This window comes from Streptomyces sp. R818 (genome assembly GCF_056172735.1).
On record NZ_JAOCNE010000016.1, the window covers coordinates 318,620 to 341,860 of the forward strand.

Genomic DNA, 23,241 nt, shown 5'->3' on the forward strand with positions numbered 1-23,241 from the left:
GGGCGGCCCGCTCCCAGTCAGCCGGTCGGTGAGCCGATCTCGTAGCGCTGCGAGCGAACGGCAAAGTGGCCCGGATCGGTCCCGGACGAAGCGTGCCATCGCTCTCGGCAGGCGGCGCCTACCTGGGTGAAGACCAGCTGTCGTCCGGACTTCAGTTGCGTCCCGTGCGCCATCAGTCCTGTGCAAGCCGCGCCAGGAAGAACCCATCCGGTGATCGCGCGACAGCCGTACTCGTCGCAGCGCTCCGGCCGGTGACCCGCCTAGGTGCATGCAGGCGAACGAGCCCTCGTCTACCCACCCGCGCTGGCGGCCGCCGTTCCCGCCCCCGCGCTCGCCGGGCAACAGGGGCCCACTGCTGCACGAGCCACGACCCAGCCACGTTCGCAGCGACCGGATACGCGTCCGCACCTTCAGAAGGCAATGCGCCACGCGGCATCCGAGCACCCGCTGCATCGATCAGAACCGATCTTCATCTCTCCCTGTCCGACGACCTCCCTCAGCAACGGATGGGCGGGGGAGAGGCCCAACGCCCGCGTCCCAGCCCTCGCCCCCGCGTCACCTCCGACGCCCTGGCCCGGCACACCGACAGCTCGCCGGTGCGGCCCCCGCGATCGTCACCGGCCGGCGCGGCACCGGCGTGCCGACCCCGCCGCTCCGTCGAGGCCTCCGACGTCCAGAAGCGCTTCAGGGACCCAGGGCAGCGGAACTGTTCGAACCGACGCACTCGCCGCAGAAGCGTGCCGGGGGTGAGCCCGCCCAGACGCCCCGTCAAGAGCCGGAAACAGCGCAGCCGTCGACGGCAGGCTCGCGTAGGGGAGTGGCGCCCCTGTTCTCGATCGAGAGTTCGGAGCCCCGCAGAAGGCGTTCCGAGGGCGTCCTCCGCGTTTCCGGTCGGAGCTCTCAGAGGCTCTCAGAGAAATCATTGAGAGTTCAAGTAAAGCGGGCAGGGTGAGGGGAAGGGAAGCCGACTCTCCGGTCGCCACTCCCCGCTGTAGTCCCTCGGTGACCCTCAGCGGCCCTCCGTGCCCGTCTGAGGGCCTCTCGCACCCTCGCGCGCCTCCTTGGGCCTCAGGGGGTCCGCAGAGCGCTCAGGGCGGCTCAGGGGGCTTCTGGGGCTGGCGTGGACTTTCCCGCCCCGGGGCGGGGGAGGGGCTGCGTCCATCGGGCCGGGCGGGCGGCGGCGCCCCTTGAGGAACAAAACGACCCAAAACAAGTCGGCGGGGCCAGCGCCGCCGTTCAGTCCCGCTTCAGTCCCGCTTCAGTCCCGTTCAAGAAACCCCAGGTCACAGGCGTGCACGGGCTTCTCTCGGGCTTTTTACGGGACTGACGGGACTGAACCCCCTTGTTCCTAATCATGTGTGTGTGCGGGTATGCGCGCGTACGTAAGGAACACATAAAGACACGTACGTAGCTTATAAGGGGAGGGTTCAGTCCCGTCAGTCCCGTGATTTTTTGGGTGAACCCCCCTGACCTGCGCTTATGTCCACGGGACTGAAACGGGACTGAAGCCCGTGCGGGACTGAACGGGATCGGGGAAGTGCTTCAGTCCCGTGAGAGCGCGCCCGGGATGGGGCGTCTAGTCAGGATTGCGCGGTATGCCCGTACGCGGGACTGACGGGACTGTAGTTTCGACGACGCGCGGGGGCATACTGAGCGGGTCCTGGGGTGCGCTAGTCTCGGCAGCGCATTGTCGGAAACTCAGTCCCTTCAGTCCCGTTGGCCGTCGGGAAACCCCCGCTGGCCACAGGTTTTTGTCAGGAACTGGGCGGCGACGAGTCAACCTTTGACCAAGGACTTCCGAGGACAAGTAGTGCCGCGTCAGCCTGCGTCCAGCTCGCCGGCCCCGGAAAGGGCCGCGGAGCAGCCCCACGCTGTCGCCCGCTGGTGCGCACGGGCGGGGTGGCCCGTGCATCCGCTGGCGCCCCGGCAGAAGACGCCCGCCGCCAACTGCGAGGCCTGCAGGGAGAACCGGCACCCTCCCGCGGAATGTCCGTGCATCCGGGCCGGGCGCTGGTGCCACGGCTTCCACGCCGCCACGACGTCCCTGGAGCGGATCGACGCCTGGTGGGGCGCGCAGCCGAGGTTCGGGGTCGGGGTCTCCTGCGGGCCCGCCGACCTCGTCGTCATCGACGTGGACGCGCACGCCGCGCACGTACCGGACCGCTCCCGCCTGTTGCCTGGTATTCCGATCGGGCCGAAAGTGGATCTAGCCGGTCTGGCCACAGGTTTTGACACGCTGGCACTGCTGGCCGCGCTGCGGGGGACGCCCTCTCCTGCCGAGGACGAGGGCACGCTGCGCATTCGAACACCATCCGGGGGGCTGCACATCTGGTACCGAAATCCTCGTCCGGGGACCCGCTACAGGTCGTCCACCGGATCGAGCCCGAGAACAGCCCTCGCCTGGCAGGTCGACATCCGTTCGGACAACGGCTACATCGTCGCGCCCGCGACCCGTACGGCCGCGGGGCGCTACACGCGCGTGGGGGAGGCCCGTACGCCCGCCTCGCTGCCGCAGTGGCTCGCCGACGAGCTCGCCCGCACCGGGCACGTCCGCGGGGCGCAGGAGCCGCCTCAGGCCCGTTCCGGTGCCTCTGCCGTCTCTGGAGGCTCTGTCGCCACTGGTGTCCCTGTCGCCGCTCGCGTATCGGGGCGGCGTGCCCCCGCCGCGGCGAACCGGATCCTGGAGCCGCTGCTCGCGGAGGTCACGGCCTGTGCGGCGACCCCGGAGGGGGCCGGCTTCACGGAGAAGCTGAACCGGGCCGCGTACGCCGCGGGCGGTCTGGTGCACGGCGGTCATCTCGCGGAGGCGGAGGTGCGCGGCCTGCTCGAGGCGGCGGCGCGGCAGGCCCGGCCGCACCAGGAGCGGCGCAACCTCGCCGTCATCGAGTCCGCTCTGTCCGCAGGCGCCCAGCGCCCGTTCCACCCCCGAGGACGCTCATGAGCAGTGAGGAGCAGCCACCCCGCTTCGACGCCGTCGCCGCCGCCGAACAGATCCAGCGGGAGATCCGGCAGGAGAGCCTCGACCTGGATCTGGATCTGGACCTGGACACGCGTGCGGATTCCGGCCCGGACGGCTCCGGGCGCGGCCGGTCCCGCGTTCCGGCGCAGCAGGACCGGTCCCGCGCCGCGGGCTCCGGTGAGGTCCCCGTGGAGCACGCCGCCGTCGTCGACGAGGGCGCGCCCGGCGGCCTGTTCCCCGACGAGCTGACCGACCGCGGCAACGCCAAGCTGTTCGCGCGCCTCTTCAGCGACCGTTTCCGGCACGTGGAGGGCCTGGGCTGGTACTGCTGGGAGCAGTACCGGTGGAAGCGCACGGGCGGCGAGAAGGCGGCGCTGTGGGCGGCCGGTGACATGGCCGAACAGATCCCGGCGAGCGACCCGCGCGGCCTGTTCAGCAACCGCGACCTGCTCATGCACCGCAGGCGTACGCAGTCCACCGCCGGCATGAAGGCGCTCCTGCACCAGGCGCAGGCCGCGCCCAGTCTGAGCCTCGACCCCGACGTCCTCGACGGTGACATCTACGCCCTGTGCACCCCGGCAGGCGTCGTCGACCTGAAGACCGGCGCCCTGCGCAAGCCCGACGCGCTCACCGACATGCACTCGCGCGCCACGACGGTCGCCCCGCAGAAGATGCCGATTCCGCGCTGGGACCGGTTCCTGCGCGACACCTTCGGCGACGACGAGAAGGGCCTGGAGACGACGCGCTTCCTGCACGTGCTCCTGGGCTACTCGATCACCGGTGACGTCGGCGGCCAGGTGCTGCCGTTCCTCTACGGCTCCGGCGCCAACGGCAAGTCGGTGCTGCTCGACGTCATGACGCAGGTCCTCGGCGACTACGCCAACGCCGCGCCGCCCGGGTTCCTCATGGAGAAGGGCAAGTTCGCCGAACACTCCACCGAACTCACCGAGTTGCACGGGCGCCGGATAGTGGTCTGCAGCGAGCTGAAGCCGAACGACAAGTTCAACGAGGCCCGCGTCAAGCTCCTCACGGGCGGCGACAAGATCACCGCCCGCCGGATGCGGCAGGACTTCTTCTCGTTCACGCCGACCCACAAACTGTGGCTCCTGGGCAACCACCGCCCCGAGGTCGGCACCGGCGGCCATGCCTTCTGGCGCCGTATGCGGCTGATTCCGTTCGAACGTGTCGTGCCCAACGAGCGAAAGATCGACAACCTTGCTGTGGAGCTCGTGCGCGACGAGGGCCCCGGCATCCTGCACTGGCTGATCGAGGGGGCCAAGCGCTACCTCGACACCCGCGACCCGCTGCACGGCCCCGTCTCGGTGCGCCTGGCCACGGCCGCGTACGAGACGACCGAGGACCACATCGGGCGCTTCATCGGCGAGTGCTGCACCAAGGGCGAGGACGGCCGCCCCAACCCCGACCTGCGGGTCGAACAGAAACTGCTCTACGAGACGTACTGCCGCTGGTGCGCCGATGAGTCCATCAGGCCCTCCTCCAGCCGCGCCTTCGCCAGCCGCATCCGCCAGGACCTCGGCCTCGCCTCCCCGGCCGAAATGATCAAGAACAACGACCGCAAGCTCTACCCGGGCCTCGCCCTTCTGCCCGACGGCGCGCAAGGTGCGCACGGTTCGCACGCCGAGTCGAACACGCAGAGTGGGGGAGGGGGCCGGTGAGGCGGGTGAGGCCTGACATCGCCCTGGGCGGGTACGGGTGCTGCCCGTACCATGGCGTTGGCGACCTTAACGCGAGCCAACCCAGGGGGAAGAGAACACATGGCGTGACCGCCACACGCGCGGACCGGTGCCCGGTCCAGGAAAATCAGGAGGGTCTGCGGTCATGAGCTCGATGCTGCAGGACAGCCAGCTCGCCGACGAAGAAGCCGTGGTCTGGCTCGAGAGCACCGAGAACCTCGACTACGTACGCCAGGCCCTCGACAAGTCGACCCGGCGCCGTGGCAAGCCCCGTTACGAGCGCGACGGCCGCATCATCGGCTACGCCAACCTGCTGCCGGGCGCCGACAAGGACCCCGACAGCGGACTGTTCGAGCGCCGCACCTTCTTCCTCCTCCCGCACGACCGCCCCAACGCGCCGACAGGCCCCTACGAGGTCGGCGCCCCGGGCGAGGCCGTCGACCCGCGCACGATCGAGCCCGGCCGGGTCGGCATGAAGACGCCCCGATCGCAGCGGGGGCAGCTCACCGCCGCATCGTCCTAGGCACGGGGCGGGACGTTTCACCCCACCTCTGTTTCAGCACACCGCCGTTCGTACGTCCTGGCGGACGAGCCGTGGCGGACGACAGGTACGAACCGGGGGACGGGCAGCGCTCAGGAGGGCGTCGAGGTGACCGGCGTCGGCTCCCAGGCGAAACCGTCCGGGTCGGTGAAGGGCGCGGCCGTGGTCCCGCCGAGGGTGATGCGGTGCGAGCCGCTGCCGTCGGCGTCCACACCCACGTCCTTGGCGAGGCCGCGGCGCTTGTAGAGCGCGAGCTTCACGGCGCCCTCCTCGGAGGCGAACTCGACGTACTTGCTGCCGAAGCTCTTGCCGACGCTCAGGCCCTGCTCGACGTAGAACTGCTTGCTCGCCTTGACGTCCTCGACGCCGAGGAGCAGCACGATCTGTTCGAACTCCTTCCTGGCCGGTCCGGAGTCCTTCTTGGCCGTGGTCGCGGCCTTCCAGATCGTGCCGTCAGGAGCCTGGACGACACCGCCGTAGCCCCACAGGGACTTGGCGGCGGGCTTGAGGGCCTTCGCGCCGTACTTGAGGGCCGCGCCGAGGTAGGCGTCGACGTCGGCGGGCTGGGCGACGGTCAGCGAGAGGCTGAAGCCGCGGAAGCCGGTCGTGGGCGCCTCGGAGGCGCGCAGCCGCAGCCGCGGGCCGAGCCCGAAGGCGGCGGAGTAGAAGCGTTCGGCGGCTGCGGGGTCGGCCACTTCGAGGGTCACGGAGGTGAGTGAATGCGTCATGCCGATCACGCTAGTTGTGGCTCGGTGGCGGTGGCTTCTTCATTCCTGCTCGATACCGTCGCCCGTCCCGCCACCCGCCAGGGCAGCCCGTCCGGGGCGGTCGCGGCGCGCAGCAGATACGTCTCCGGGTCCATGCCGACCAGCTCGGTGAACCGCTCGCCGAAGGCGCCCGGCGCCGCACCGCAGCCGACCGCCCGGCGGACCGCCGGGACGTCGAGGTCGCCACGGCGCAGCAGCGCCATCGCCCGCTCCACACGCCGCGTCATCACGTACGCGTACGGGGACGCGGTGTAGGCGAGCCGGAACTGCCTGCTGAGCTGCCCCGGGGGCAGGCCCGCGGCGCGGGCCAGCTCCTCGACGTCCAGCGGACGCGCGTACTCGCGGTCGATCCGGTCGCGCACCCGGCGCAGCCGGGCGAGGTCGCGCAGGTGCTGGGCGGCGATCAGCGCGCGCCGTAACGCGGGGTGGCACATCACTTGGCGTCCCCGGCCCGCCGGTCTTCCCGGTCTTCCCGGTCTTCCCGGACTTTTTCGACCTCCTGGATGCGGACCAGGTTTCCGGCCGGGTCGCGGAACGCGCAGTCCCGGACCCCGTACGGCTGGAGCGTCGGTTCCTGGACCACCTCGGCCGTACTGGACTGCAGCTTCTCGAAGGTGGCGTCGAGGTCGCCGGTGGCCAGGAGGATCCAGCCGTAGGTGCCCTTGGCCATCATCTCGGCGATGGTGCGGCGCTCGTCCTCGCTGATCCCGTGGTCGACGGCGGGCGGTGCGAGGAGCAGGGAGATGTCGGGCTGGCCCGCGGGGCCGACGGTGATCCAGCGCATCTTGCCCTGGCCGACGTCGCCGCGGACCTCGAAGCCGAGGACGTCGCGGTAGAAGGCCATGGAGGCGTCCGGGTCGTCGTGCGGGAGGACGGTGGTGTGAATGCGGAGATCCATGACGCCACGCTAGCCGCGGGGGTGGGGGTCGGGCTTCTCCGATCCTGATCGGTCCCTTCCCGTGTCGGTCCCTTCTCGTGTCGGTCCCTTCTCGTGTCGGTTCCTTCGGCGTGACGGGCCTTTCCCGGTTTTCGTGGACTGTCCGAGAATTCGTACAGTCCACGAATTGACCTGCGTCGTGGAATTGCCGACACTGCGTGGGTGACGGTGAAGAGGACGGACCGGGACGGCGCGAGCGGCGCCGACGAGCGTGAACTCGCCGACGCGGTGGCCGATCTGCGCGCGGCCGAGGCCCGCGTCGCCGCGGCGCTGCGTACGTATCTGTCCCGGGACCCGGTGACCGGCCGCCCCGCCCACGGGCGCATCGGCCGCGCCGCCCAGCTCACCGGCTGGGGCGAGCAGCGGGTGAAGGAGACGGTCACCCCGGCCCTCGCGGAACGCCGCCGGGCCAGGCGGAAGGCGGACGGCACGTGAGCGACTTCGACGCCATCGACTCCCTCCTCGCCTCGGTCGCGCCCGAGGTCCCGCTCCCCGCCCCCGAGGTCCGCCGCGCCCTGCGCGAACAGGCCCGGCTGCCGAAGGTCCAGGTGGCGCGGGCGCTCGGTGTGAGCCCGTCGACGCTCAGCGCCTGGGAGTCGGACCGGGACCCGTCGGGTGAGGTCCGTACGAAGTACGCGTACCTCTTGGAGGGGCTGAGCGCGAAGCTCGCCGAGCAGGAGGGTCCGGGGGAGCCGGAGCCGGAGCCGGGGCCGGAGTCCGGCCCCGGGCCAACCGTCCCCGTCGGCGCTGACGATGATGACGTGGAGACCCTGGCTGCGCCCGAACCCTGCGTGCTGTGCGGCGAGTTGGCGGGCCAGAGGGTCGCCGGGTTCGCCCAGCACCTGGACCCGGCGGACTGCGGCGGGGGTACGCGGCCAACCGCACCGGCGCCACTATCGGCACCCGCACCTACGCCTGCACCTATGCCCGCATCCGCATCCGCACCCGCACCCGCACCGGCATCCACACCCGCACCGGCACCGGCACCCGCACCGGCACCGGCACCGAAGAGGTCGGCCCCCGCCTCCACCCCCGTACGCGGGAAGCCGGCGTCGGCATCCCAGGCGCGCTCGAAAACCCGTCCGTCCTCGCAGACCCGCACCACCCCCTCCCCGGCCCGCCGCGCCTTCCAGCCGGCGCCCACCGAACCCTCCGGCCTCATCGCGAAGCGGGTCCGCGCCACCCTCGCCGACCACGGCGGCGACGTCGAAGCGGCCACGGCGGAGCTGCTGAAGAAGGCGATCCCGGACGCCATGGCGCTGCTCGACGAGACGCGCAAAGGCGGCCGGTACGAGGTCATCGCGCACCCCTGGATGCCGGACGTCCTGAAGAAGCAGACGTCGCGCGGCGCCGACCAGATCTGGGAGGCGCGCCCCAAGTGGACGCGGTCGGAGCTGCCCCCGGGCGCCCACGAGGTCACCGCCCTCGACATCAACGGCGCCTACCTCTCCGCCCTGAAGACCCACCTCCCCCTCGGCCAGCTGGAGCACTCCACCGGCTTCGACCACGACCGCCGCCGCGCGGGCGTCCACCTGATCACGCCGCCGCACTGGGACCACGAGGCGGCGCTCCCGAACCCGATCGGCCAGCGCGACGAACCGGGCCCCCTCTGGGTGACGGAACCGACCCTCCGCCTCCTCCTGCGCCTCTCGGGCCCGAAGTACGGCCTGTGCGACCCGCCGGAGATCCACGAGTCGTACACGTCCGGTGCGACCGAGGGCCTCCTGGAGAAGTTCCGGGTGGCGCTGAAGGAGGCCCGCGACACGGCGATCGACCAGAATGACGACGTGACGCTCGAGTACGTCAAGGCCATGTACTCCAAGTTCGTCTCCACGATGGGGGAGTCGAACTACAACCGGGAGCTGTACCGCCCGGACTGGATGCACCTGATCCGCTCGCAGGCGTTCGCCAACCTCTGGATGAAGGCGCTCAAGGCCCACGAGGAGGGCCTGACGGTCGTACGCGCCATGGGTACCGACGAACTCCACGTCATCGGCGACTGGCGCCGTGTCTTTCCCGAGGGACGGGCGGTCACGGAGGTAAAGGTGAAGGACGTGTACACGGCGGGGACCGCGTACGACGACGATCAGGACGACGACGACCAGGACAACGACGATCAGGACGAGGCGGAGGCGTAGCCCGGGATGCCCCAACGCAACCTGGAATTCGGCAAGTTCGGCGCGCAGGGCCTGAAGGGCTACGAGGCCGCGGCCCGGCAGCTCGACACGCTCGCCGGGTTCATCGCCAGCCCGGTCACCACCCGCCGGGGCATGCTGGCCCGCCTCAACTACCTGACCCGCACCCCGCACGCCCGCGCCCAGGCCCGCGAGGCGGGTCTGACGGTGACGGACCGGACGCTGAAGCGCTGGTCGGAGGGGAAGGCGAGCCCTTCCCGCAAGAGCCTCGCGCAACTGGACGCGGCGTACCGCCGTGTGCGCCGCCGCAACGTCGCCCGCCATCTCCTCCAGCGCCTCAACCGCCAGGGCCGCGGCACCCGCGTCGAGTTCCACCCCGTCAACCAGTCCCAGGTCTCCCGCCCCCTCCAGCGCGACGTCTCCTTCCGGACCCTGAACGTCCGCCGCTGGGACCGCATGGTCGAGGCCTGGGCGGCCGACGACGAGGAGGCGATGGACTCGGTCTGGTTCGACGACATCACGGCGGACCTGGGCTCGGAGTACGGCGCGTACGAGTACGTCATGAACATCGGCTTCGCGGCGTAGCGGTTCCACGAGCGATTCTCGCGAGCACGCGAGCACGCGAGCACGCGAGCACGCGGTCAGCACGATCAGCGGGACGCTCAGGAAGGCTGGACCTGGTCGAAGAGGCTGAGGGCCGCGGCCGGGTCCGGGCTGACGAGGCGTTCCAGGCCGGCCGTCGTGATCTCCGCCCACCGGGCGGCCCGGGCCCACATCCGTTCCTCGAAGGCGCGGACCGCCTCGTCCAGCTCCTGCGGGCCGGTGGCGGTGGTGACGGCCTCGGCGAGTTCGGCGCCGTCCAGCATCGCGAGGTTGGCGCCCGCGCCCAGCGGGGGCATCAGGTGGGCGGCGTCGCCCAGGAGCGTCACCCCCGGGACGTGGGTCCAGGTGTGGGCCACGGGCAGGACGTGCAGGGGGCGGTGCACGAACGCGGTGCCGTGGCGGAGGAGGTCGAGGACGGGAGGGGCCCAGCCGTCGAACAGCGCAAGGAGCCTCGCTCGTACGGCCTCGGGGTCGGGGTCGGGGTCGGCCGGGCCCAGGGCGGTGTGCCGGTCCGGCTCCGCGCGGAACTGGGCGTACACCTTGACGTGCCCGCCGCTGTTGCGTTGCGCGACGAGCCCCCGGTTCACGCCGTACACCGCCATGGAGCCGTCGCCGACCAGCCGGGCGAGGGCGGGGTGGCGGGCGTCCACGTCGTCCAGGGAGGTCTCGACGTAGGTGACGCCGGTGTAGCGCGGCGTCGCGGAGGAGACCGCCGGGCGGACCCGGGACCAGGCGCCGTCCGCGCCGACCACGAGGTCGTACGCCTCCTGCCGGCCATCGGTGAAGCGGACCAGGACGCCGCCCCGGGCGCCCGGCACCACCCGCGTCACGCCCTGCCCCCACCGGATGTCGAGCGGGCCGCGCAGCAGGTCGCGGAGGTGACCGCGGTCGATCTCGGGATTGGCCCGCTCGTCGGGGCGGGGGCGCCAGTCGCGCAGGACGGTCCCGTCCGTGTCCAGGATGCGCATGGCCTGCCCCTCGGGCCGGGACAGCGCCTCGAATTCCGCGAGCAACCCGGCTTTGTCCAGCGCCAGTTGGCCCAGCCCTTCGTGCAGGTCCAGCGTGCCGCCCTGGGGGCGCGCGTCGGGCGCGGGATCGCGTTCGAGGATGTCGACGGCGTGGTCGTGACGGTGCAGGACGCGGGCAAAGGCGAGGCCGCCGGGACCGCTCCCCACCACCGCGATACGCGGTCTGCAAGATCTGAGAGGTCGTCTGAGAGGTCGTCTGAGAGGTCTTCTGAGAGTTCTACGGGGTCTCATGGCGATACACTGTATTGACTGGATACGACGTATCGCAACAGTACGATGTGGCCATGACTGTGTGGGACCGGCCCGAGCCGCCGACTCGCCCCGTGCCGCTCGACCGGGAGCGGATCGTCGCCGCCGCCGTCGCGCTGGCCGACGAGGGCGGACTCGACGCGGTGTCGCTGCGCAAGGTCGCCGCCCGGCTGAACGCCGGGCCGATGCGGCTGTACGGATTCATCTCCACCAAGGAAGAACTGTTCGACCTCATGGTGGACGAGGTCCAGGCGGAGATCCTCCCCGAGGGCCGGCCCGCCGACTGGCGGGAGGCGTTGAGCAACCTCGCCCATGGCACCAGGCGGACCGCTCTGCGCCACGAGTGGCTGGCCGATCTGCTCGGCCTGCGCCCGGCTCTCGGGCCGAACGGCCTCGCCGTGGCCGAGGCCACCCTGTCCGCCCTCGACGGCCTCGCCGACATCGACACGGTCATGCGGGCGGTCGAGACGGTCAGCTCCTACTTCACCGGAGCGATCAGGCGGGAGATCACCAACCTCCGGGCCGAGCGGGCCACGGGCCTGTCCCGGCACGCATGGCAGCGCGCTTCCGGACCGTATCTGACGAAGATGCTGGCCACGGGGGACTTCCCGGCGCTGTCGAAGGCCGTGTACGACGGCACGGACACGGACCCCGAGACCTCCTTCGCGACCGGCCTGGAGTGGGTCCTCGACGCCGTGGCCGCCCGGCTCGAACGGCCCTGAACGAGCACGAGGATCGAGCGCGGAACGAGATCGGCCCTGCCCCGGACGTCCGGGGCAGGGCCGATCTCACTCTCGTACGCGGGGACGCAGACCCTACTTCGGGTCCCTGTCGAACTGGGCCCGGGACCAGCGGTACCCCAGGGCGGTGAGCCCCACGCACCACGCCAGCGCGATCCACCAGTTGTCGCCGATCTCCGTGCCGAGGAGCAGGCCGCGCAGGGTCTCGATCGCGGGGGTGAAGGGCTGGTACTCGGCGATCGGCTGGAACCAGCCGGGCATCGAGTGCAGCGGGACGAAGGCGCTGGAGATGAGGGGGAGGAGGATCAGCGGCATCGCGTTGTTGCTGGCCGCCTCGGCGTTCGGGCTGCCGAGGCCCATGCCGACGGCGATCCAGGTGAAGGCCACGGTGACGAGGGCGAGCAGGCCGAACGCCGCGAGCCATTCCAGGGCGGTGGCGTCCGTGGAGCGGAAGCCCATCGCCACGCCGACCGCGCCGACGAGGACGACGCTGATCAGGGTCTGCAGGACGCTGCCCACGACGTGCCCGAAGAGGATCGAGCCGCGGTGGATGGCCATGGTGCGGAAGCGGGCGATGATGCCCTCGCTCATGTCGGTGGAGACCGAGACCGCCGTGCCGATGACGGTGGAGCCGATCGTCATCAGGAGGATGCCGGGGACGATGTACGCGATGTAGGCGTCGCGGCCCGCCCCGCCGCTCATCGTGTCGCCGAAGACGTAGACGAAGAGCAGGAGCAGCATCACCGGGGTGAGCAGCAGGTTCAGGGTGAGCGACGGGTAGCGGCGGGCGTGCAGGAGGTTGCGGCGCAGCATCGTGTTCGAGTCGCGGACCGCGAGGGACAGGGAGCTCATCGGACGGTCTCCTTCGACTGGGCGGGAACGGCGGTGGAGGAGGCTTCGGGGCCGGTCAGGGCGAAGAAGACGTCGTCCAGGTCCGGGGTGTGCACGGTCAGTTCGTCGGCCTCGACGCCGGCCGCGTCCAGGCGGTCGAGGATGGTGCGCAGTTCGCGCTGGCTGCCGTCGCTGGGGATGGAGAGCGACAGGGTGTCGTCGTCGCGGACGGTGCCGTCCAGCGCCTCGACGGCGTGTCGGTAGCCGGCCGGGTCCGAGAACCGCAGGCGGACGTGGCCGCCCGGGACGATGCGCTTGAGCTGCTCCGCGGTGCCTTCGGCGGCGATCTTGCCGTTGTTCAGGACGGAGATGCGGTCGGCGAGTTCGTCGGCCTCCTCCAGGTACTGGGTGGTGAGGAAGACGGTGACGCCGCTGTCGTTGACCAGGTCGCGGATGATGCCCCACATGGTGTGGCGCGAGCGCGGGTCGAGGCCGGTCGTCGGCTCGTCGAGGAAGATGATGCGCGGGCTGCCGACGAGCGTCATCGCGATGTCCAGGCGGCGCTTCATGCCCCCGGAGTAGGTGGAGGCGGGCTTCTTCGCCGCGTCCACGAGGTCGAAGCGGGCCAGGAGTTCGGCGGTGACGCGCCTGCCCTCCGCCTTGGACAGGTGGTGCAGGTCCGCCATGAGGAGCATGTTCTCCTCGCCGGTGATCAGTCCGTCGACGGCGGAGAACTGGCCGGTGACACCGATCGCCGCGCGGGCCGCCTGCGCTGAGGTGGCCAGATCGTGGCCCGCGACGTGGATGCCGCCGGAGCTCTCGTCGGGCGTGATCAGTGTCGAGAGGATCTTGACGGCGGTGGTCTTGCCCGCGCCGTTCGGGCCGAGCAGGGAGAAGACCGTGCCTTCCGGGACGCTCAGGTCGATGCCGTCGAGCACGACCTTCTCGCCGTAGGACTTGCGCAGTCCGTTCGCCACGATGGCCAAGCCGCTCATGAGGAGTGCTCCTTCAAGACGTTGGGGGAGAGGTGCGGGGGTGGCGCGTGGCGGTCAGAGGCTGGTGGCCGTGATGTCGCCCATGGCGACCGTCGCCTTGATGGTCAGGTCGGGCGCACCGCCGTCGTTGCGCAGCGAGTTGCTGACCCGGCCGTACGCGGTGCCCGCGTCGAGCGAGGCGGAGACGCCGCGCCCCGCGGTCACCGTGATGTCGCCCTGCTGTGTGCCGAGGGTGAGTACGCCGCCGGTGGCTTCGGCGATGTGCACGCTGCCCTGCTGCGTGCTGATGTCGGCGGGGCCGGTGAGCCGGCCGATGGTGATGTCGGCGTCGAGACCGCGCAGGCGGGCGCCGGTGGTCTCGTCGATCTTGACCGAGCGGTGGCCGCCGTCGAAGTCGACCTCCCCGAGCCGGCCGACGCCGCGGAACTCGGCGGCCGCGGCCTTCGCCTCGACGCGGGAGCCGGTCGGCACCTGCACGGTGACCTCGACCGAACCGGGGGCGCCGAGGAGCCGGTTCTTGGCCGGGGCGGCCGCGACCCGCAGGACCCCGTCCTCGTACGCGACGCTGACCTGCTCGGCCGCCTTCGTGTCACGGCTCTTGGTGGGGTTCGCCGGCCGGACCTCGACCGTGGCGTCGGCGCGGTCGGCGGCGATGATCTGGATACGGCCCGCGGGGATGTCGAGGACGGCGGAGACGGGGGCGGTGGTGGCGAACTTCTGCGTGGCGCTCATGACGCTCTCCTTCGACTGCTTCGCGCTCCGCCGTGCGGGTCGCTGTTTCCGATGATGGAAAAGCTACGTTGCGTTCATAGTTTTGGCAACACACTCATTGCGTGTCGATGGAGTAAGTGCACGTCAGAGCCCCAAAAATGTTGCAATGGGGACGCGTGTAACGCAACGTACAGCGGGGCAGCTGTTGCAATGAGGTGCGGGGAAAGCTATGCTCCATCCATACGACCCGCACCCCCGAAGGAGAGACCGCGATGCCCGGAGGCAGGCTCAGCCAGCAGGAACGCCAGCAGATCGCGCTGGGCCTCGCCGACGGGCTCGCGTACGCGGAGATCGCCCGCCGCCTCGACCGACCGACCTCGACCATCACCCGCGAGGTCATGCGCAACGGCGGCCCCACCTCCTACCGCGCCGACCTCGCGCACCGCGCCACCGAGCACCGCGCGCACCGCCGCAAGCGGGCGGCCGCACCCCGGGGCGCGCAAGCGGCGCCGCAGCCGTATGGCCGCGACGCCGAGGCGGTACGCGAGTACGAGGAGGTGTTCACCACCGTCATGATGGCGTCGGGCGCGCCGAAGATGATGTCGCGCGTGCTCGCCTGCCTCTTCGTCACGGACGAGGGCAGTCTCACCGCCGCCGAACTCGTCCAGCGCCTGGAGGTCAGTCCGGCGACGGTGTCGAAGGCGATCGCGTTCCTGGAGACCCAGGGCCTGGTGCGCAGGGAGCGCGACGAGCGGCGCCGCGAGCGCTACATCGTCGACAACGACGTCATGTACCAGTCGATGGTGGCGAGCGCCCAGTCCACTGCCCAACTCGCCGTCACCGCGCGGGAGGGCGTCGGCCCGCTCGGCGCCGGGACCCCCGCCGCCGTCCGCCTGGAGAACATGGCGCGCTTCCTCGACTTCGTCTCCGAGAGTCTGCTGCGCGCCGCCGACCAGGCCCGCGACATCCTCCACTCGCAGCCGGCGACGCCTTCCGACGCCTCTATGCAGCCGACCCCGTGAACATGGCGAGCAGCCCTCGCGGGGCGTCCTCGCCGAACATGAACGCGAACAGCTCCTCCCCGTCGGCCGCCGCCCGCGCGCTGCGGGCGAACATCGCCTGCTCGTAGGCGGCGAGCGCCGCCTCGATGCCGGTACGGCCCTCGACGCTCGCGGCGATCGCCCTGCCCAGCTCCGCCCCGTCGTACATGGCGAGGTTCGCGCCCTCGCCGTTCGGCGCCGACAGGTGGGCGGCGTCGCCGAGCAGGGTCACGCCCGGGACCCGGTCCCAACGGTGGTCGGCGGGCAGGGCGTTGAGGGTGCGCAGGACCGGCGCGGTCTCGCCGTCGGTGATGAGCGCGGTCAGCTCGGGCGCCCAGCCGTCGAACTCCCCGGCGATGCGCGCGGTGGCCGCGGCCGGGTCGGTGAAGTCGACGGCGGCGAACCACTCCCGCTCCTCGGTCAGCGCCACGTACGTGTGCAGGGTCCCGCCGCTCTCCCGGTGCGCCTGGATCCCCTTGCCGGGCGCGAGCGCGAACATGGCGCCGCCGCCGACCGCCTTCGCGGCCGCCGGGTGCCGGACGTCGGCGTCGTACAGGTACGTCTCGACGAACGACTTCCCGATGTACGCGGGTGTCGCCTCGCTCAGCAGCGGCTGTACGCGGGACCAGGCGCCGTCCGCGCCGACGAGCAGACCGGCCTCGACGCTGCCGCCGCCGGCGAACGTCACCTCGTGGCGCCCCGCGCCCAGGGCCCGTACGCCGCTGACCTGGTGGCCCCACCGCACCGTGCCCGCAGGGAGCGAGTCGAGCAGGATGCGGCGCAGTTCGCCGCGCTGCACCTCGGGGCGGCCCCCTTCGCTGTCGTCGTCGAGGAGGACGGTGCCGTCCGGGGCGAGGACGCGGGTCGCCTCGCGGCCCTCCAGGATCAGGGAGCGGAACGCGTCGGTCAGGCCGGCCGCTTCGAGCGCGGGCTGGCCGGTGTCGTCGTGGATGTCGAGCATGCCGCCCTGGGAGCGGGCGGTGGCGGAGGCCTCACCCTCGTAGACCGTGCACGGGACGCCGTTCAGGTGCAGGACGCGGGCGAGGACGAGGCCGCCCAGTCCGGCGCCGATGATCGTGACGTGGTGGTCGTGGGCCTGGGGTGTCGTGTGCGGGTTCATGATCCGTCTCCTTCGCTCTGGCTTTGGTACGCCGTTCCAATCTTCGTCTCCAGTGTTGGAACGCCGCTCCATGAATGTCAAGTTGGAACGGCGCTCCAGACATGCCAGACTGGTCGTATGCCACCGCAGAAGCGCAGGTCACCGCGACGTACGGACGCCCTCTCCCGTGAGCGGATCATCGAGGCCGCCGTCGGGCTGCTCGACGGTGCGGGGGAGAGCGGGCTGACGTTCCGGGCGCTGACCGAGCGGTTCGCGACGGGGCCGGGCGCGATCTACTGGCACGTGGCGAACAAGGGCGAGCTGCTGGCCGCCGCGACGGAGGCCGTGGTCACCGACGCGCTGGCCCTCGACCCGGAAGCCCCGGTCGAAGACCCGGAGGACGCGGTCCGCGCGATCGCCCTCGGCCTCTTCGACGCCATCGAGGCCCACCCCTGGCTCACCACCCAGCTCACCGGCCAGTTCGCCCGCAACCCCCGGAACTCCGTCACGCCCCGCATCTACGAGGCCGTCGGCCGCCAGGTGCGGGCGCTCGGCGTGCCGGAGGCGGGCTGGTTCACGGCGGCCTCGGCGCTGGTGCACCACATCCTCGGCGCCGCCGGGCAGAACGCCGCCAACGCGGAGGCGGGGCGCGCCCTGGGCCCCGGCACCGACCGCGACGCATACCTCGACACCGTGTCGCGATCATGGCTGGAACTCGACCCCGAGGAGTACCCGTTCGCGCGGGCCATCGCCGCCCAGCTGCCCGGTCACGACGACCGGGAGCAGTTCCTCGCGGGCGTCGACCTCGTCCTCACCGGCATCAGGGCCTCGCTCGCCGCACCGTCCGTCCGGTCCGCTGTGCCGCCCCTTTGAAGATCACCCGCGACACGCGACACGGCGCCACGCCGGGGAGTTGTACGACTTCCCGGAGTGAGACCGGGAGGTCATCCACGGCGCGTCGCGAGAGCGCGGAGGACGGCTCGGAACAGCACCTGAAACGGCCGCCTCCCCGGGGTTAGGGTGCTGCCTCCAGCCCGGCTCGCAGCCGGGCCCCCGCCGCCCGCACGCGACCCCTCGGAGGTGCCCTCCCGGTGCCGGATTCCTTCGTTCACCTGCACAATCACACCGAATATTCGATGCTCGACGGTGCGCAGAAACTCAAGCCGATGTTCGCGGAAGTGGACCGGCAAGCCATGCCCGCCGTCGCGATGAGCGACCACGGCAACATGTTCGGGGCGTACGAGTTCCACACGGTGAGCAAGGGGTTCGACGGCGTCAAGCCGATCATCGGGATCGAGGCGTACGTCGCCCCGTCCTCGCGCCGCAACCGCAAGCAGGAGTTCTGGGGCCCCGGCGGGCAGCGGGCCATGTCGGACGACGGCGAAGGCTCGAAAGACGTCTCCGGTGGCGGCCGCTTCACGCACATGACGATGTGGGCGGAGAACGTCGAAGGGCTCAAGAACCTCTTCTACCTGTCCACAGAAGCGAGCTATTCCGGCCAGTTCCCGGCGGGCAAGCCGCGTATGGACATGGAGCTGATCAGCGAGCACGCCGAGGGCATCATCGCGACGACCGGCTGCCCGTCGGGCGCGGTCCAGACCCGCCTCCGCCTCAACCAGTACGACGAGGCGCGCGAGGTCGCCGCCGCCTACCAGGACATCTTCGGCAAGGACTCCTACTTCCTGGAGCTGATGGACCACGGTCTGTCCATCGAGCGCGACGTCCGCGAGGGCCTGCTCCGCCTCGCGAAGGACCTGGACATCCCCCTCCTCGCCACCAACGACGCGCACTACGTCCACCAGGACCAGTCCGACGCGCACGACAACCTGCTCTGCATCGGCGTCGGCAAGAACAAGGCGGACGAGAAACGCTTCCGCTTCAACGGCGACGGCTACTATCTCAAGACCGCCGCCGAGATGCGCGAGCTGTTCTCCGAACTCCCCGAGGCCTGCGACAACACACTCCTCATCGCCGAACGCATCCAGTCCTACGACAGCGTCTTCGAAAACGTCGACGAGATGCCGCAGTACCCGGACGTGCCCGAGGGCGAGACGCAGGAGTCCTGGCTGCGCAAGGAGTGCCTGGAGGGCCTGGCCATGCGCTACGGCTCGCCGCTCCCCGCCGAGGTCGTCGAGCGCTTCGAGACCGAGATGACGGTCATCGGCCCGATGGGCTTCTCCTCGTACTTCCTCGTCGTCGCCGACATCTGCCGCCACGCCCGCGACAGCGGCATCCCCGTCGGCCCGGGCCGTGGCTCGGCGACCGGCTCGATCGTCGCGTACGCGACCCGCATCACGGAGCTGTGCCCCCTCGAACACGGCCTGCTCTTCGAGCGGTTCCTCAACCCCGAGCGCATCAACCCGCCCGACGTCGACCTCGACTTCGACGACCGCCAGCGCGACGCCATGGTCCGCTACGTCACCGAGAAGTACGGCGACGAGTACACCGCGATGGTCAACACGTTCGGCAAGATCAAGGCCAAGAACGCGATCAAGGACTCGTCCCGCATCCTCGGCTACCCCTTCCAGCACGGCGAGCGCATCACCAAGGCGCTGCCGCCGGACATCATGGGCAAGTCGATCCCGCTCGACGGCATCTTCGACTCCGCGCACCCCCGCTACGGCGAGGCCGGCGAGATCCGGCAGATGTACGAGAACGAGCCGGACGTCAGGAAGGTCATCGACACCGCGAAGGGCGTGGAGGGCCTGACGCGCGGCACGGGCGTCCACGCGGCAGCGGTGATCCTCTCCAAGACGAAGCTGACCGACCGCATCCCGCTGCACATGCGCGCCAAGGACGGCGTCAAGATCACCGGCTTCGACTACCCCAGTTGCGAGAACATGGGGCTGGTCAAGATGGACTTCCTGGGCCTGCGGAACCTGGGCGTCATCGACCACGCGCTGAAGAACATCCGCGAGAACAGGGGCGTACGCCTGGCGACGGTCGACCCGGGCAACGGCGACGACAGCGTCACGGTCATCCCGTTGGACGACCGCAAGACCTTCGAACTCCTCGGCCGGGGCGACACGTTCGGCGTCTTCCAGCTGGACGGCGGCGGCATGAGGGCGCTCCTGAAGCTCATGGAACCGTCCCGCTTCGAGGACATCGCGGCGGCCCTGGCGCTGTACCGCCCCGGCCCGATGGCCGCCAACGCGCACACGAACTACGCGCTGCGCCAGAACGGGAAGCAGAACCCGGACCCGATCCACCCGGAGCTGAAGGAAGTCCTGGACCCGATCCTCGGCTCCACCCACCACCTGCTCATCTTCCAGGAACAGATCATGGCGATCGCCCGTACCCTCGCGGGCTACACCCTCGGCGGCGCCGACATGCTGCGCCGCGCGATGGGCAAGAAGAAGCCCGAAGTCCTTGCCGCCGAGTGGGAGAAGTTCCACGACGGCATGGTGGGCAACGGCTACTCCGAGGAGGCCATCAAGGCCATCTGGGACGTCATGCTCCCGTTCTCCGGCTACGCCTTCAACAAGTCCCACACGGCGGGCTACGGCCTCGTCTCGTACTGGACGGCCTACCTGAAGGCCAACTACCCGGCCGAGTACATGGCGGCGCTGCTCACCTCGGTCGGCGACGACAAGGACAAGGCGGGCATCTACCTCGCCGACGCCCGCAAGCTGGGCGTCACGGTCCTTCCCCCCGACGTGAACGAATCCCTCGCGGAGTTCGCGGCCGTCGGCGACGACGTCCGCTTCGGCCTGCTGTCGGTGCGCAACGTGGGCGACAACGTCATCGAGTCGATCATCACGGCGCGCAAATCGGCGGGCAAGTACACGTCCTTCACCGACTTCCTCGACAAGGTGGACCTGCCGGCGCTCAACAAACGGGCGGTCGAGTCGCTGATCAAATCCGGCGCGTTCGACTCGCTCGGCCACACCCGCAAGGGCCTCTCGGCCGCCCACGAGAGCGCCATCGACGCGGTGGTCCCCTTGAAGAAGGCGGCGGCGTACGGCCAGGACGACCTCTTCGCGGGCATGGGCGGCGACGGTGACGGTGCCTCCGGCGGCTTCACCCTGGAGGTCCCGATCACCGACGACGAATGGCCGCGCAAGCAACTCCTGGCCACCGAACGCGAGATGCTGGGCATGTACGTCTCGGCGCACCCCCTGGACGGCACGGAGCACATCCTCTCCGCGAACCGCGACACCACGATCGTCGACCTGCTCTCCTCGGGCCGCACCGAAGGCGTGGTCCGCCTCTCGGGCCTGATCACCAGCGTCCAGCCCAAAATGACCAAGCAGGGCAATGCCTGGGCCATCGTCAACCTCGCCGACCGCGACGGCACCACCGAGGTCCTCTTCTTCCCCGCCACCTACCAGCTCGTCGCCGCCGCCCTCGTCGAGGACAGCGTCATCTCCGTCCAGGGCCGCATCAACGACCGCGACGGCGCCATCAGCATCTTCGGCCAGGAGCTCCAGGTCCTCGACGTCACCTCCGCGGAGCGCGAGGGCGCGGCCCCGGTCCGCCTCCACGTGCCCTACCACCGCATCAACGACCACTTCATCGGCGAACTCCGCCGCATCATGGGCGACCACCCGGGCCAGAACCCGGTCCACGTGGCGGTCCGTGGCCCCCGCAAGACGACCGTCTACGAACTCCCCGCGATGGTGAACGCGGCAACGATCGCGTCGGACATCAAGGGGACGTTCGGGGCGGAGGCCTGGGTGGGGGTGGCGTAGGCGGCTCCGTGACCGGCGGATTGTGCACCGGGTGTCCTCCCGGTCCGCACCCTGGCGAGGGCCGTTCGCTACGGCGTCCTGGCTCTCTTCCCAGGGACGACGACGGCCTGGGATGATCTGGAGTGGAACTGAGCACACCACGAGTCACGGCGAGAGGCAGCTGAGTTGACCGGGACGGTGTTTCACCACGTTGAGCTGACGCTTTCAGACCCTGGCGAACTGCGGTCACTGCGTGAACACCTGGACCGGGTCCCCGGCGTGGAGATCACTCAGATACCGGGAAAGCCCGCGGACGAGGAACTCGGAGCCTGGGACGTACTCCAGGTAGCCGCTGTCGGGAGCGGCGCGCTCGCGGTGGCGGTCAAGACACTGCCGGCGTTCATTCGCTCCCGCCGCTCCAGCGTATCGGTCACGGTGAAGACCGCCGACCGCACGGTGACGATCACCGCCGACAACGTGGACGAGGTGATCCCCATCGTGGAGAGGGCCCTGGATGCCTGATGCCCTGGACGGTGATTTCTCCCGGTCCAGAGCCGTACTGATGGGGACCTGGGACTACCGTCACCTCACAGCGGTGCCTGCCGCCAGGCACAGTCTCCACAGAATGCGAACGCTGCTGACCAGCCCCCTGTGCGGCAGCTGGCCACAGGAACGGATTCTCCGCGCCGAAAACCGGAGCAAGCCCGGCGAGCTGCACCACGAGCTGGTGCTGTGGTTACGCGAGGCCATGGACGTCGCCTTCTTCTACTACGTCGGCCACGGCCAGTACGACAGCGACGACAGGCTCTGTCTCGCCGTGGGCGACTCCAGCCCCGATCCCGTTCTGCGCACGACGACCAGCCTCACCTTCGACGCGGTCCGCCAGGCATTTCGGGCCAGCAAGGCAGCCACGAAGATCGCGATCCTCGACTGCTGCTTCGCGGGCCTGGCTGCCGACCGGCACGGCCGGCTGGGTGGTACGCACGACATACCGCGCTCGCCGGGCTTCTACCTGATGATGGCCAGCGGCGAGTTCACCACCGCCTGGTTCGAAACCTCAGCCGAGAATCCCCGGCCGCAGACCTACTTCACCAAGTACCTGGTCGATGTCATTGAAAAAGGCATCCCGAACCACCTGAGGGGCTCACTCTCGGGCCCATTTTCGAAAAGGCCGCCGACGCTCTGGCGCGCGACGGTAAACCCGTACCAGGCTGCCGCGTCAGCGATCAAGCGGCGTCGTTCATCTTCGCGCGCAATCGCGCGGAAGTGCACGCAGATACACCCGGTGAACCTCCTGTCCTCGCAAGTGCGGCGGCACCCCTCCGTTCCGGCATGAGTGCCGATGAAATGTTCGAAGCGGCATATGCTCTCGAATCAGACTGGGACGGAGCGGGCCTGGAGAACTTCGAGAAGATGGAGAAGCTGTACAGAGCCGCCGCCGAATTGGGGCAGACTGATGCGATGGGCAGACTGGGACTCATACTGGAAGGCAGCACGAGAGCCCGGCTCGAAGCCAGCACGCAGCCTCCTGTACCCAGCGATATCGACGGAGCGGAGTACTGGTACAGGCGAGCCGCGGAAAAGGGAAACATTTACGGCGCCTATTGGCTCGGCCTGCTTTGTGAAGACCATCTCGGGGACACCGTCGAAGCGCTCAAGTGGTACGAGACGGCGGCACGCGGCGGACACGGGGGGGCCGAAAAAGCACGGGACGGACTGAAGGAACGACTTTCGCGCGGGCTGGGACCGCTGGCTCACGCCCGAACATTCCAGACAGAACCCGTGCAGGATCACGTACCGCGAACCAGACGGCAGGGGGAGACCATGGCAAGCAAACGAGCAGACGCACAGGGCGACATCATCTCCAAGATCTCGAAACGCACGGCAACGCAGAGTGACGTGGAGCGCCTTTTCGCCAACCGCGAGCGCTGGATCAAACAGGAATGGCGGAGCGAGATTCTCGCCAACGCCGCACTGATCGACGAGGTGGCCCGAGCCTGCGGAGACTCCCGCGGCGAGTGGGGAACTCTCGCGGAACAGGAGAGGGCCGCCCTGTCCTACTACTTCGGTCTCGCGTTCCTGCCCACAGAGGACAGCATCGAACACGACGCCGCCGAGTTCCGGGAACTGATCCGTAGCGCAGGCGCGTCCCCGCGTACTTTCGCGCAGAGTTGCATCCGCTTCCTCGGATGGTCGTAGCCAACCTTGAAAGGGCCCGAGCGCGGCGCGTTCGAGGCATACG

At 70.0% G+C, this 23,241-nt stretch carries 21 protein-coding genes; 13 read left to right on the forward strand and 8 right to left on the reverse strand.

Going from position 1 to position 23,241, the window contains the following annotated elements:
- Nucleotides 1-1,810 precede the first annotated feature (1,810 nt).
- The 3 genes from N5I75_RS39880 to N5I75_RS39890 all read left to right on the forward strand — a co-directional run bounded on the left by N5I75_RS39880 (nt 1,811) and on the right by N5I75_RS39890 (nt 5,176).
- Nucleotides 1,811-2,941, forward strand: a complete 1,131-nt coding sequence (locus tag N5I75_RS39880) for a bifunctional DNA primase/polymerase (RefSeq protein ID WP_476685390.1) — start codon at nt 1,811-1,813, stop codon at nt 2,939-2,941.
- Nucleotides 2,938-4,635 carry a DNA primase family protein gene (locus tag N5I75_RS39885; RefSeq protein WP_476685392.1) on the forward strand — a complete coding sequence of 566 codons (1,698 nt, stop codon included), beginning with the start codon at nt 2,938-2,940 and terminating at the stop codon, nt 4,633-4,635. The genes N5I75_RS39880 and N5I75_RS39885 overlap by 4 nt, the downstream gene beginning before the upstream one ends.
- 163 nt (nt 4,636-4,798) lie before the next feature.
- Nucleotides 4,799-5,176 carry a DUF6009 family protein gene (locus N5I75_RS39890; RefSeq protein ID WP_476685394.1) on the forward strand — a complete coding sequence of 126 codons (378 nt, stop codon included), beginning with the start codon at nt 4,799-4,801 and terminating at the stop codon, nt 5,174-5,176.
- A 110-nt stretch (nt 5,177-5,286) separates the two neighbouring features.
- On the opposite strand, the gene N5I75_RS39895 is transcribed toward N5I75_RS39890, so the two are convergent.
- The 3 genes from N5I75_RS39895 to N5I75_RS39905 are packed head-to-tail and all read right to left on the reverse strand — an operon-like array spanning nt 5,287 to nt 6,859.
- Entirely contained in the window at nt 5,287-5,922 is a 636-nt protein-coding gene (locus N5I75_RS39895; RefSeq protein WP_476685396.1) for a glyoxalase, read from the reverse strand.
- Nucleotides 5,923-5,927: 5 nt separating this feature from the next.
- The gene (locus tag N5I75_RS39900) at nt 5,928-6,395 is read right to left on the reverse strand and encodes a helix-turn-helix domain-containing protein (protein WP_476685398.1); all 468 of its coding nucleotides are present in this window, start codon (nt 6,393-6,395) and stop codon (nt 5,928-5,930) included.
- The gene (locus tag N5I75_RS39905) at nt 6,395-6,859 is read right to left on the reverse strand and encodes a VOC family protein (protein WP_476685400.1); all 465 of its coding nucleotides are present in this window, start codon (nt 6,857-6,859) and stop codon (nt 6,395-6,397) included. Before N5I75_RS39905 ends, N5I75_RS39900 begins: the two co-directional genes overlap by 1 nt.
- Nucleotides 6,860-7,060: 201 nt before the next feature.
- On the opposite strand from N5I75_RS39905, the gene N5I75_RS39910 reads away from it, so the two are divergent.
- From N5I75_RS39910 to N5I75_RS39920, 3 genes are read left to right on the forward strand one after another with little or no spacing between them, the layout of a single operon-like run.
- A complete protein-coding gene (locus N5I75_RS39910; RefSeq protein WP_476685402.1) occupies nt 7,061-7,333 on the forward strand; it encodes a hypothetical protein in 273 nt (90 codons plus the stop codon).
- A complete protein-coding gene (locus N5I75_RS39915) occupies nt 7,330-9,036 on the forward strand; it encodes a helix-turn-helix domain-containing protein (RefSeq protein ID WP_476685404.1) in 1,707 nt (568 codons plus the stop codon). The genes N5I75_RS39910 and N5I75_RS39915 overlap by 4 nt, the downstream gene beginning before the upstream one ends.
- Nucleotides 9,037-9,042: 6 nt before the next feature.
- Nucleotides 9,043-9,618, forward strand: coding sequence for a transcriptional regulator (locus N5I75_RS39920; protein ID WP_394425806.1), 576 nt, complete (start codon nt 9,043-9,045; stop codon nt 9,616-9,618).
- A 77-nt stretch (nt 9,619-9,695) separates the two neighbouring features.
- Here the strand turns inward: N5I75_RS39920 and N5I75_RS39925 are convergent, their stop codons facing one another.
- On the reverse strand, nt 9,696-10,814 hold the full coding sequence (locus N5I75_RS39925) for an FAD-dependent oxidoreductase (protein ID WP_476685406.1): 1,119 nt from the start codon (nt 10,812-10,814) through the stop codon (nt 9,696-9,698).
- A gap of 134 nt (nt 10,815-10,948) precedes the next feature.
- On the opposite strand from N5I75_RS39925, the gene N5I75_RS39930 reads away from it, so the two are divergent.
- Nucleotides 10,949-11,635 (forward strand): TetR/AcrR family transcriptional regulator, encoded by a 687-nt coding sequence (locus tag N5I75_RS39930; protein ID WP_476685407.1) that lies wholly within the window; start codon nt 10,949-10,951, stop codon nt 11,633-11,635.
- A 93-nt stretch (nt 11,636-11,728) separates the two neighbouring features.
- On the opposite strand, the gene N5I75_RS39935 is transcribed toward N5I75_RS39930, so the two are convergent.
- Genes N5I75_RS39935 through N5I75_RS39945 form a run of 3 tightly spaced genes read right to left on the reverse strand, consistent with a single transcriptional unit; the run spans nt 11,729 to nt 14,211 of the window.
- Nucleotides 11,729-12,505 carry an ABC transporter permease gene (locus tag N5I75_RS39935; RefSeq protein WP_476685408.1) on the reverse strand — a complete coding sequence of 259 codons (777 nt, stop codon included), beginning with the start codon at nt 12,503-12,505 and terminating at the stop codon, nt 11,729-11,731.
- Nucleotides 12,502-13,479, reverse strand: coding sequence for an ATP-binding cassette domain-containing protein (locus N5I75_RS39940; RefSeq protein WP_476685410.1), 978 nt, complete (start codon nt 13,477-13,479; stop codon nt 12,502-12,504). The genes N5I75_RS39935 and N5I75_RS39940 overlap by 4 nt, the downstream gene beginning before the upstream one ends.
- Nucleotides 13,480-13,533: 54 nt before the next feature.
- Nucleotides 13,534-14,211, reverse strand: coding sequence for a DUF4097 family beta strand repeat-containing protein (locus N5I75_RS39945; RefSeq protein ID WP_476685412.1), 678 nt, complete (start codon nt 14,209-14,211; stop codon nt 13,534-13,536).
- Between the two features lie 251 nt (nt 14,212-14,462).
- Between N5I75_RS39945 and N5I75_RS39950 the strand changes: the two genes are divergently transcribed.
- Nucleotides 14,463-15,212, forward strand: a complete 750-nt coding sequence (locus tag N5I75_RS39950; protein ID WP_476685414.1) for a helix-turn-helix domain-containing protein — start codon at nt 14,463-14,465, stop codon at nt 15,210-15,212.
- Here N5I75_RS39950 and N5I75_RS39955 read toward each other — a convergent pair.
- Entirely contained in the window at nt 15,193-16,350 is a 1,158-nt protein-coding gene (locus N5I75_RS39955; protein ID WP_476685416.1) for an FAD-dependent oxidoreductase, read from the reverse strand. The two genes, N5I75_RS39950 and N5I75_RS39955, sit on opposite strands and share 20 nt — an antisense overlap.
- A gap of 117 nt (nt 16,351-16,467) precedes the next feature.
- Between N5I75_RS39955 and N5I75_RS39960 the strand changes: the two genes are divergently transcribed.
- The 5 genes from N5I75_RS39960 (at nt 16,468) to N5I75_RS39980 (ending at nt 23,198) form a co-directional block, all read left to right on the forward strand.
- Nucleotides 16,468-17,202 carry a TetR/AcrR family transcriptional regulator gene (locus N5I75_RS39960; protein ID WP_476685417.1) on the forward strand — a complete coding sequence of 245 codons (735 nt, stop codon included), beginning with the start codon at nt 16,468-16,470 and terminating at the stop codon, nt 17,200-17,202.
- Between the two features lie 218 nt (nt 17,203-17,420).
- A complete protein-coding gene (gene dnaE / locus N5I75_RS39965; RefSeq protein WP_476685419.1) occupies nt 17,421-21,020 on the forward strand; it encodes a DNA polymerase III subunit alpha in 3,600 nt (1,199 codons plus the stop codon).
- A gap of 165 nt (nt 21,021-21,185) precedes the next feature.
- The gene (locus tag N5I75_RS39970; protein ID WP_476685421.1) at nt 21,186-21,521 is read left to right on the forward strand and encodes an effector-associated constant component EACC1; all 336 of its coding nucleotides are present in this window, start codon (nt 21,186-21,188) and stop codon (nt 21,519-21,521) included.
- Entirely contained in the window at nt 21,514-22,335 is an 822-nt protein-coding gene (locus N5I75_RS39975; protein ID WP_476685422.1) for a caspase, EACC1-associated type, read from the forward strand. The genes N5I75_RS39970 and N5I75_RS39975 overlap by 8 nt, the downstream gene beginning before the upstream one ends.
- Nucleotides 22,332-23,198: a tetratricopeptide repeat protein gene (locus N5I75_RS39980; RefSeq protein WP_476685424.1), complete on the forward strand. Its 867-nt coding sequence runs from the start codon at nt 22,332-22,334 to the stop codon at nt 23,196-23,198. The genes N5I75_RS39975 and N5I75_RS39980 overlap by 4 nt, the downstream gene beginning before the upstream one ends.
- Nucleotides 23,199-23,241 lie beyond the last annotated feature (43 nt).

Bases quoted from the DNA above. Each gene is read 5' to 3' on its own strand.
- N5I75_RS39885 (WP_476685392.1), top strand. From the start codon at position 2,938: ATGAGCAGTGAGGAGCAGCCACCCCGCTTCGACGCCGTCGCCGCCGCC.
- N5I75_RS39890 (WP_476685394.1), top strand. From the start codon at position 4,799: ATGAGCTCGATGCTGCAGGACAGCCAGCTCGCCGACGAAGAAGCCGTG.
- N5I75_RS39895 (WP_476685396.1), bottom strand. From the start codon at position 5,922: ATGACGCATTCACTCACCTCCGTGACCCTCGAAGTGGCCGACCCCGCA.
- N5I75_RS39900 (WP_476685398.1), bottom strand. From the start codon at position 6,395: ATGTGCCACCCCGCGTTACGGCGCGCGCTGATCGCCGCCCAGCACCTG.
- N5I75_RS39905 (WP_476685400.1), bottom strand. From the start codon at position 6,859: ATGGATCTCCGCATTCACACCACCGTCCTCCCGCACGACGACCCGGAC.
- N5I75_RS39920 (WP_394425806.1), top strand. From the start codon at position 9,043: ATGCCCCAACGCAACCTGGAATTCGGCAAGTTCGGCGCGCAGGGCCTG.
- N5I75_RS39930 (WP_476685407.1), top strand. From the start codon at position 10,949: ATGACTGTGTGGGACCGGCCCGAGCCGCCGACTCGCCCCGTGCCGCTC.
- N5I75_RS39935 (WP_476685408.1), bottom strand. From the start codon at position 12,505: ATGAGCTCCCTGTCCCTCGCGGTCCGCGACTCGAACACGATGCTGCGC.
- N5I75_RS39940 (WP_476685410.1), bottom strand. From the start codon at position 13,479: ATGAGCGGCTTGGCCATCGTGGCGAACGGACTGCGCAAGTCCTACGGC.
- N5I75_RS39945 (WP_476685412.1), bottom strand. From the start codon at position 14,211: ATGAGCGCCACGCAGAAGTTCGCCACCACCGCCCCCGTCTCCGCCGTC.
- N5I75_RS39950 (WP_476685414.1), top strand. From the start codon at position 14,463: ATGCCCGGAGGCAGGCTCAGCCAGCAGGAACGCCAGCAGATCGCGCTG.
- N5I75_RS39955 (WP_476685416.1), bottom strand. From the start codon at position 16,350: ATGAACCCGCACACGACACCCCAGGCCCACGACCACCACGTCACGATC.
- N5I75_RS39960 (WP_476685417.1), top strand. From the start codon at position 16,468: ATGCCACCGCAGAAGCGCAGGTCACCGCGACGTACGGACGCCCTCTCC.
- N5I75_RS39975 (WP_476685422.1), top strand. From the start codon at position 21,514: ATGCCTGATGCCCTGGACGGTGATTTCTCCCGGTCCAGAGCCGTACTG.
- N5I75_RS39980 (WP_476685424.1), top strand. From the start codon at position 22,332: ATGAGTGCCGATGAAATGTTCGAAGCGGCATATGCTCTCGAATCAGAC.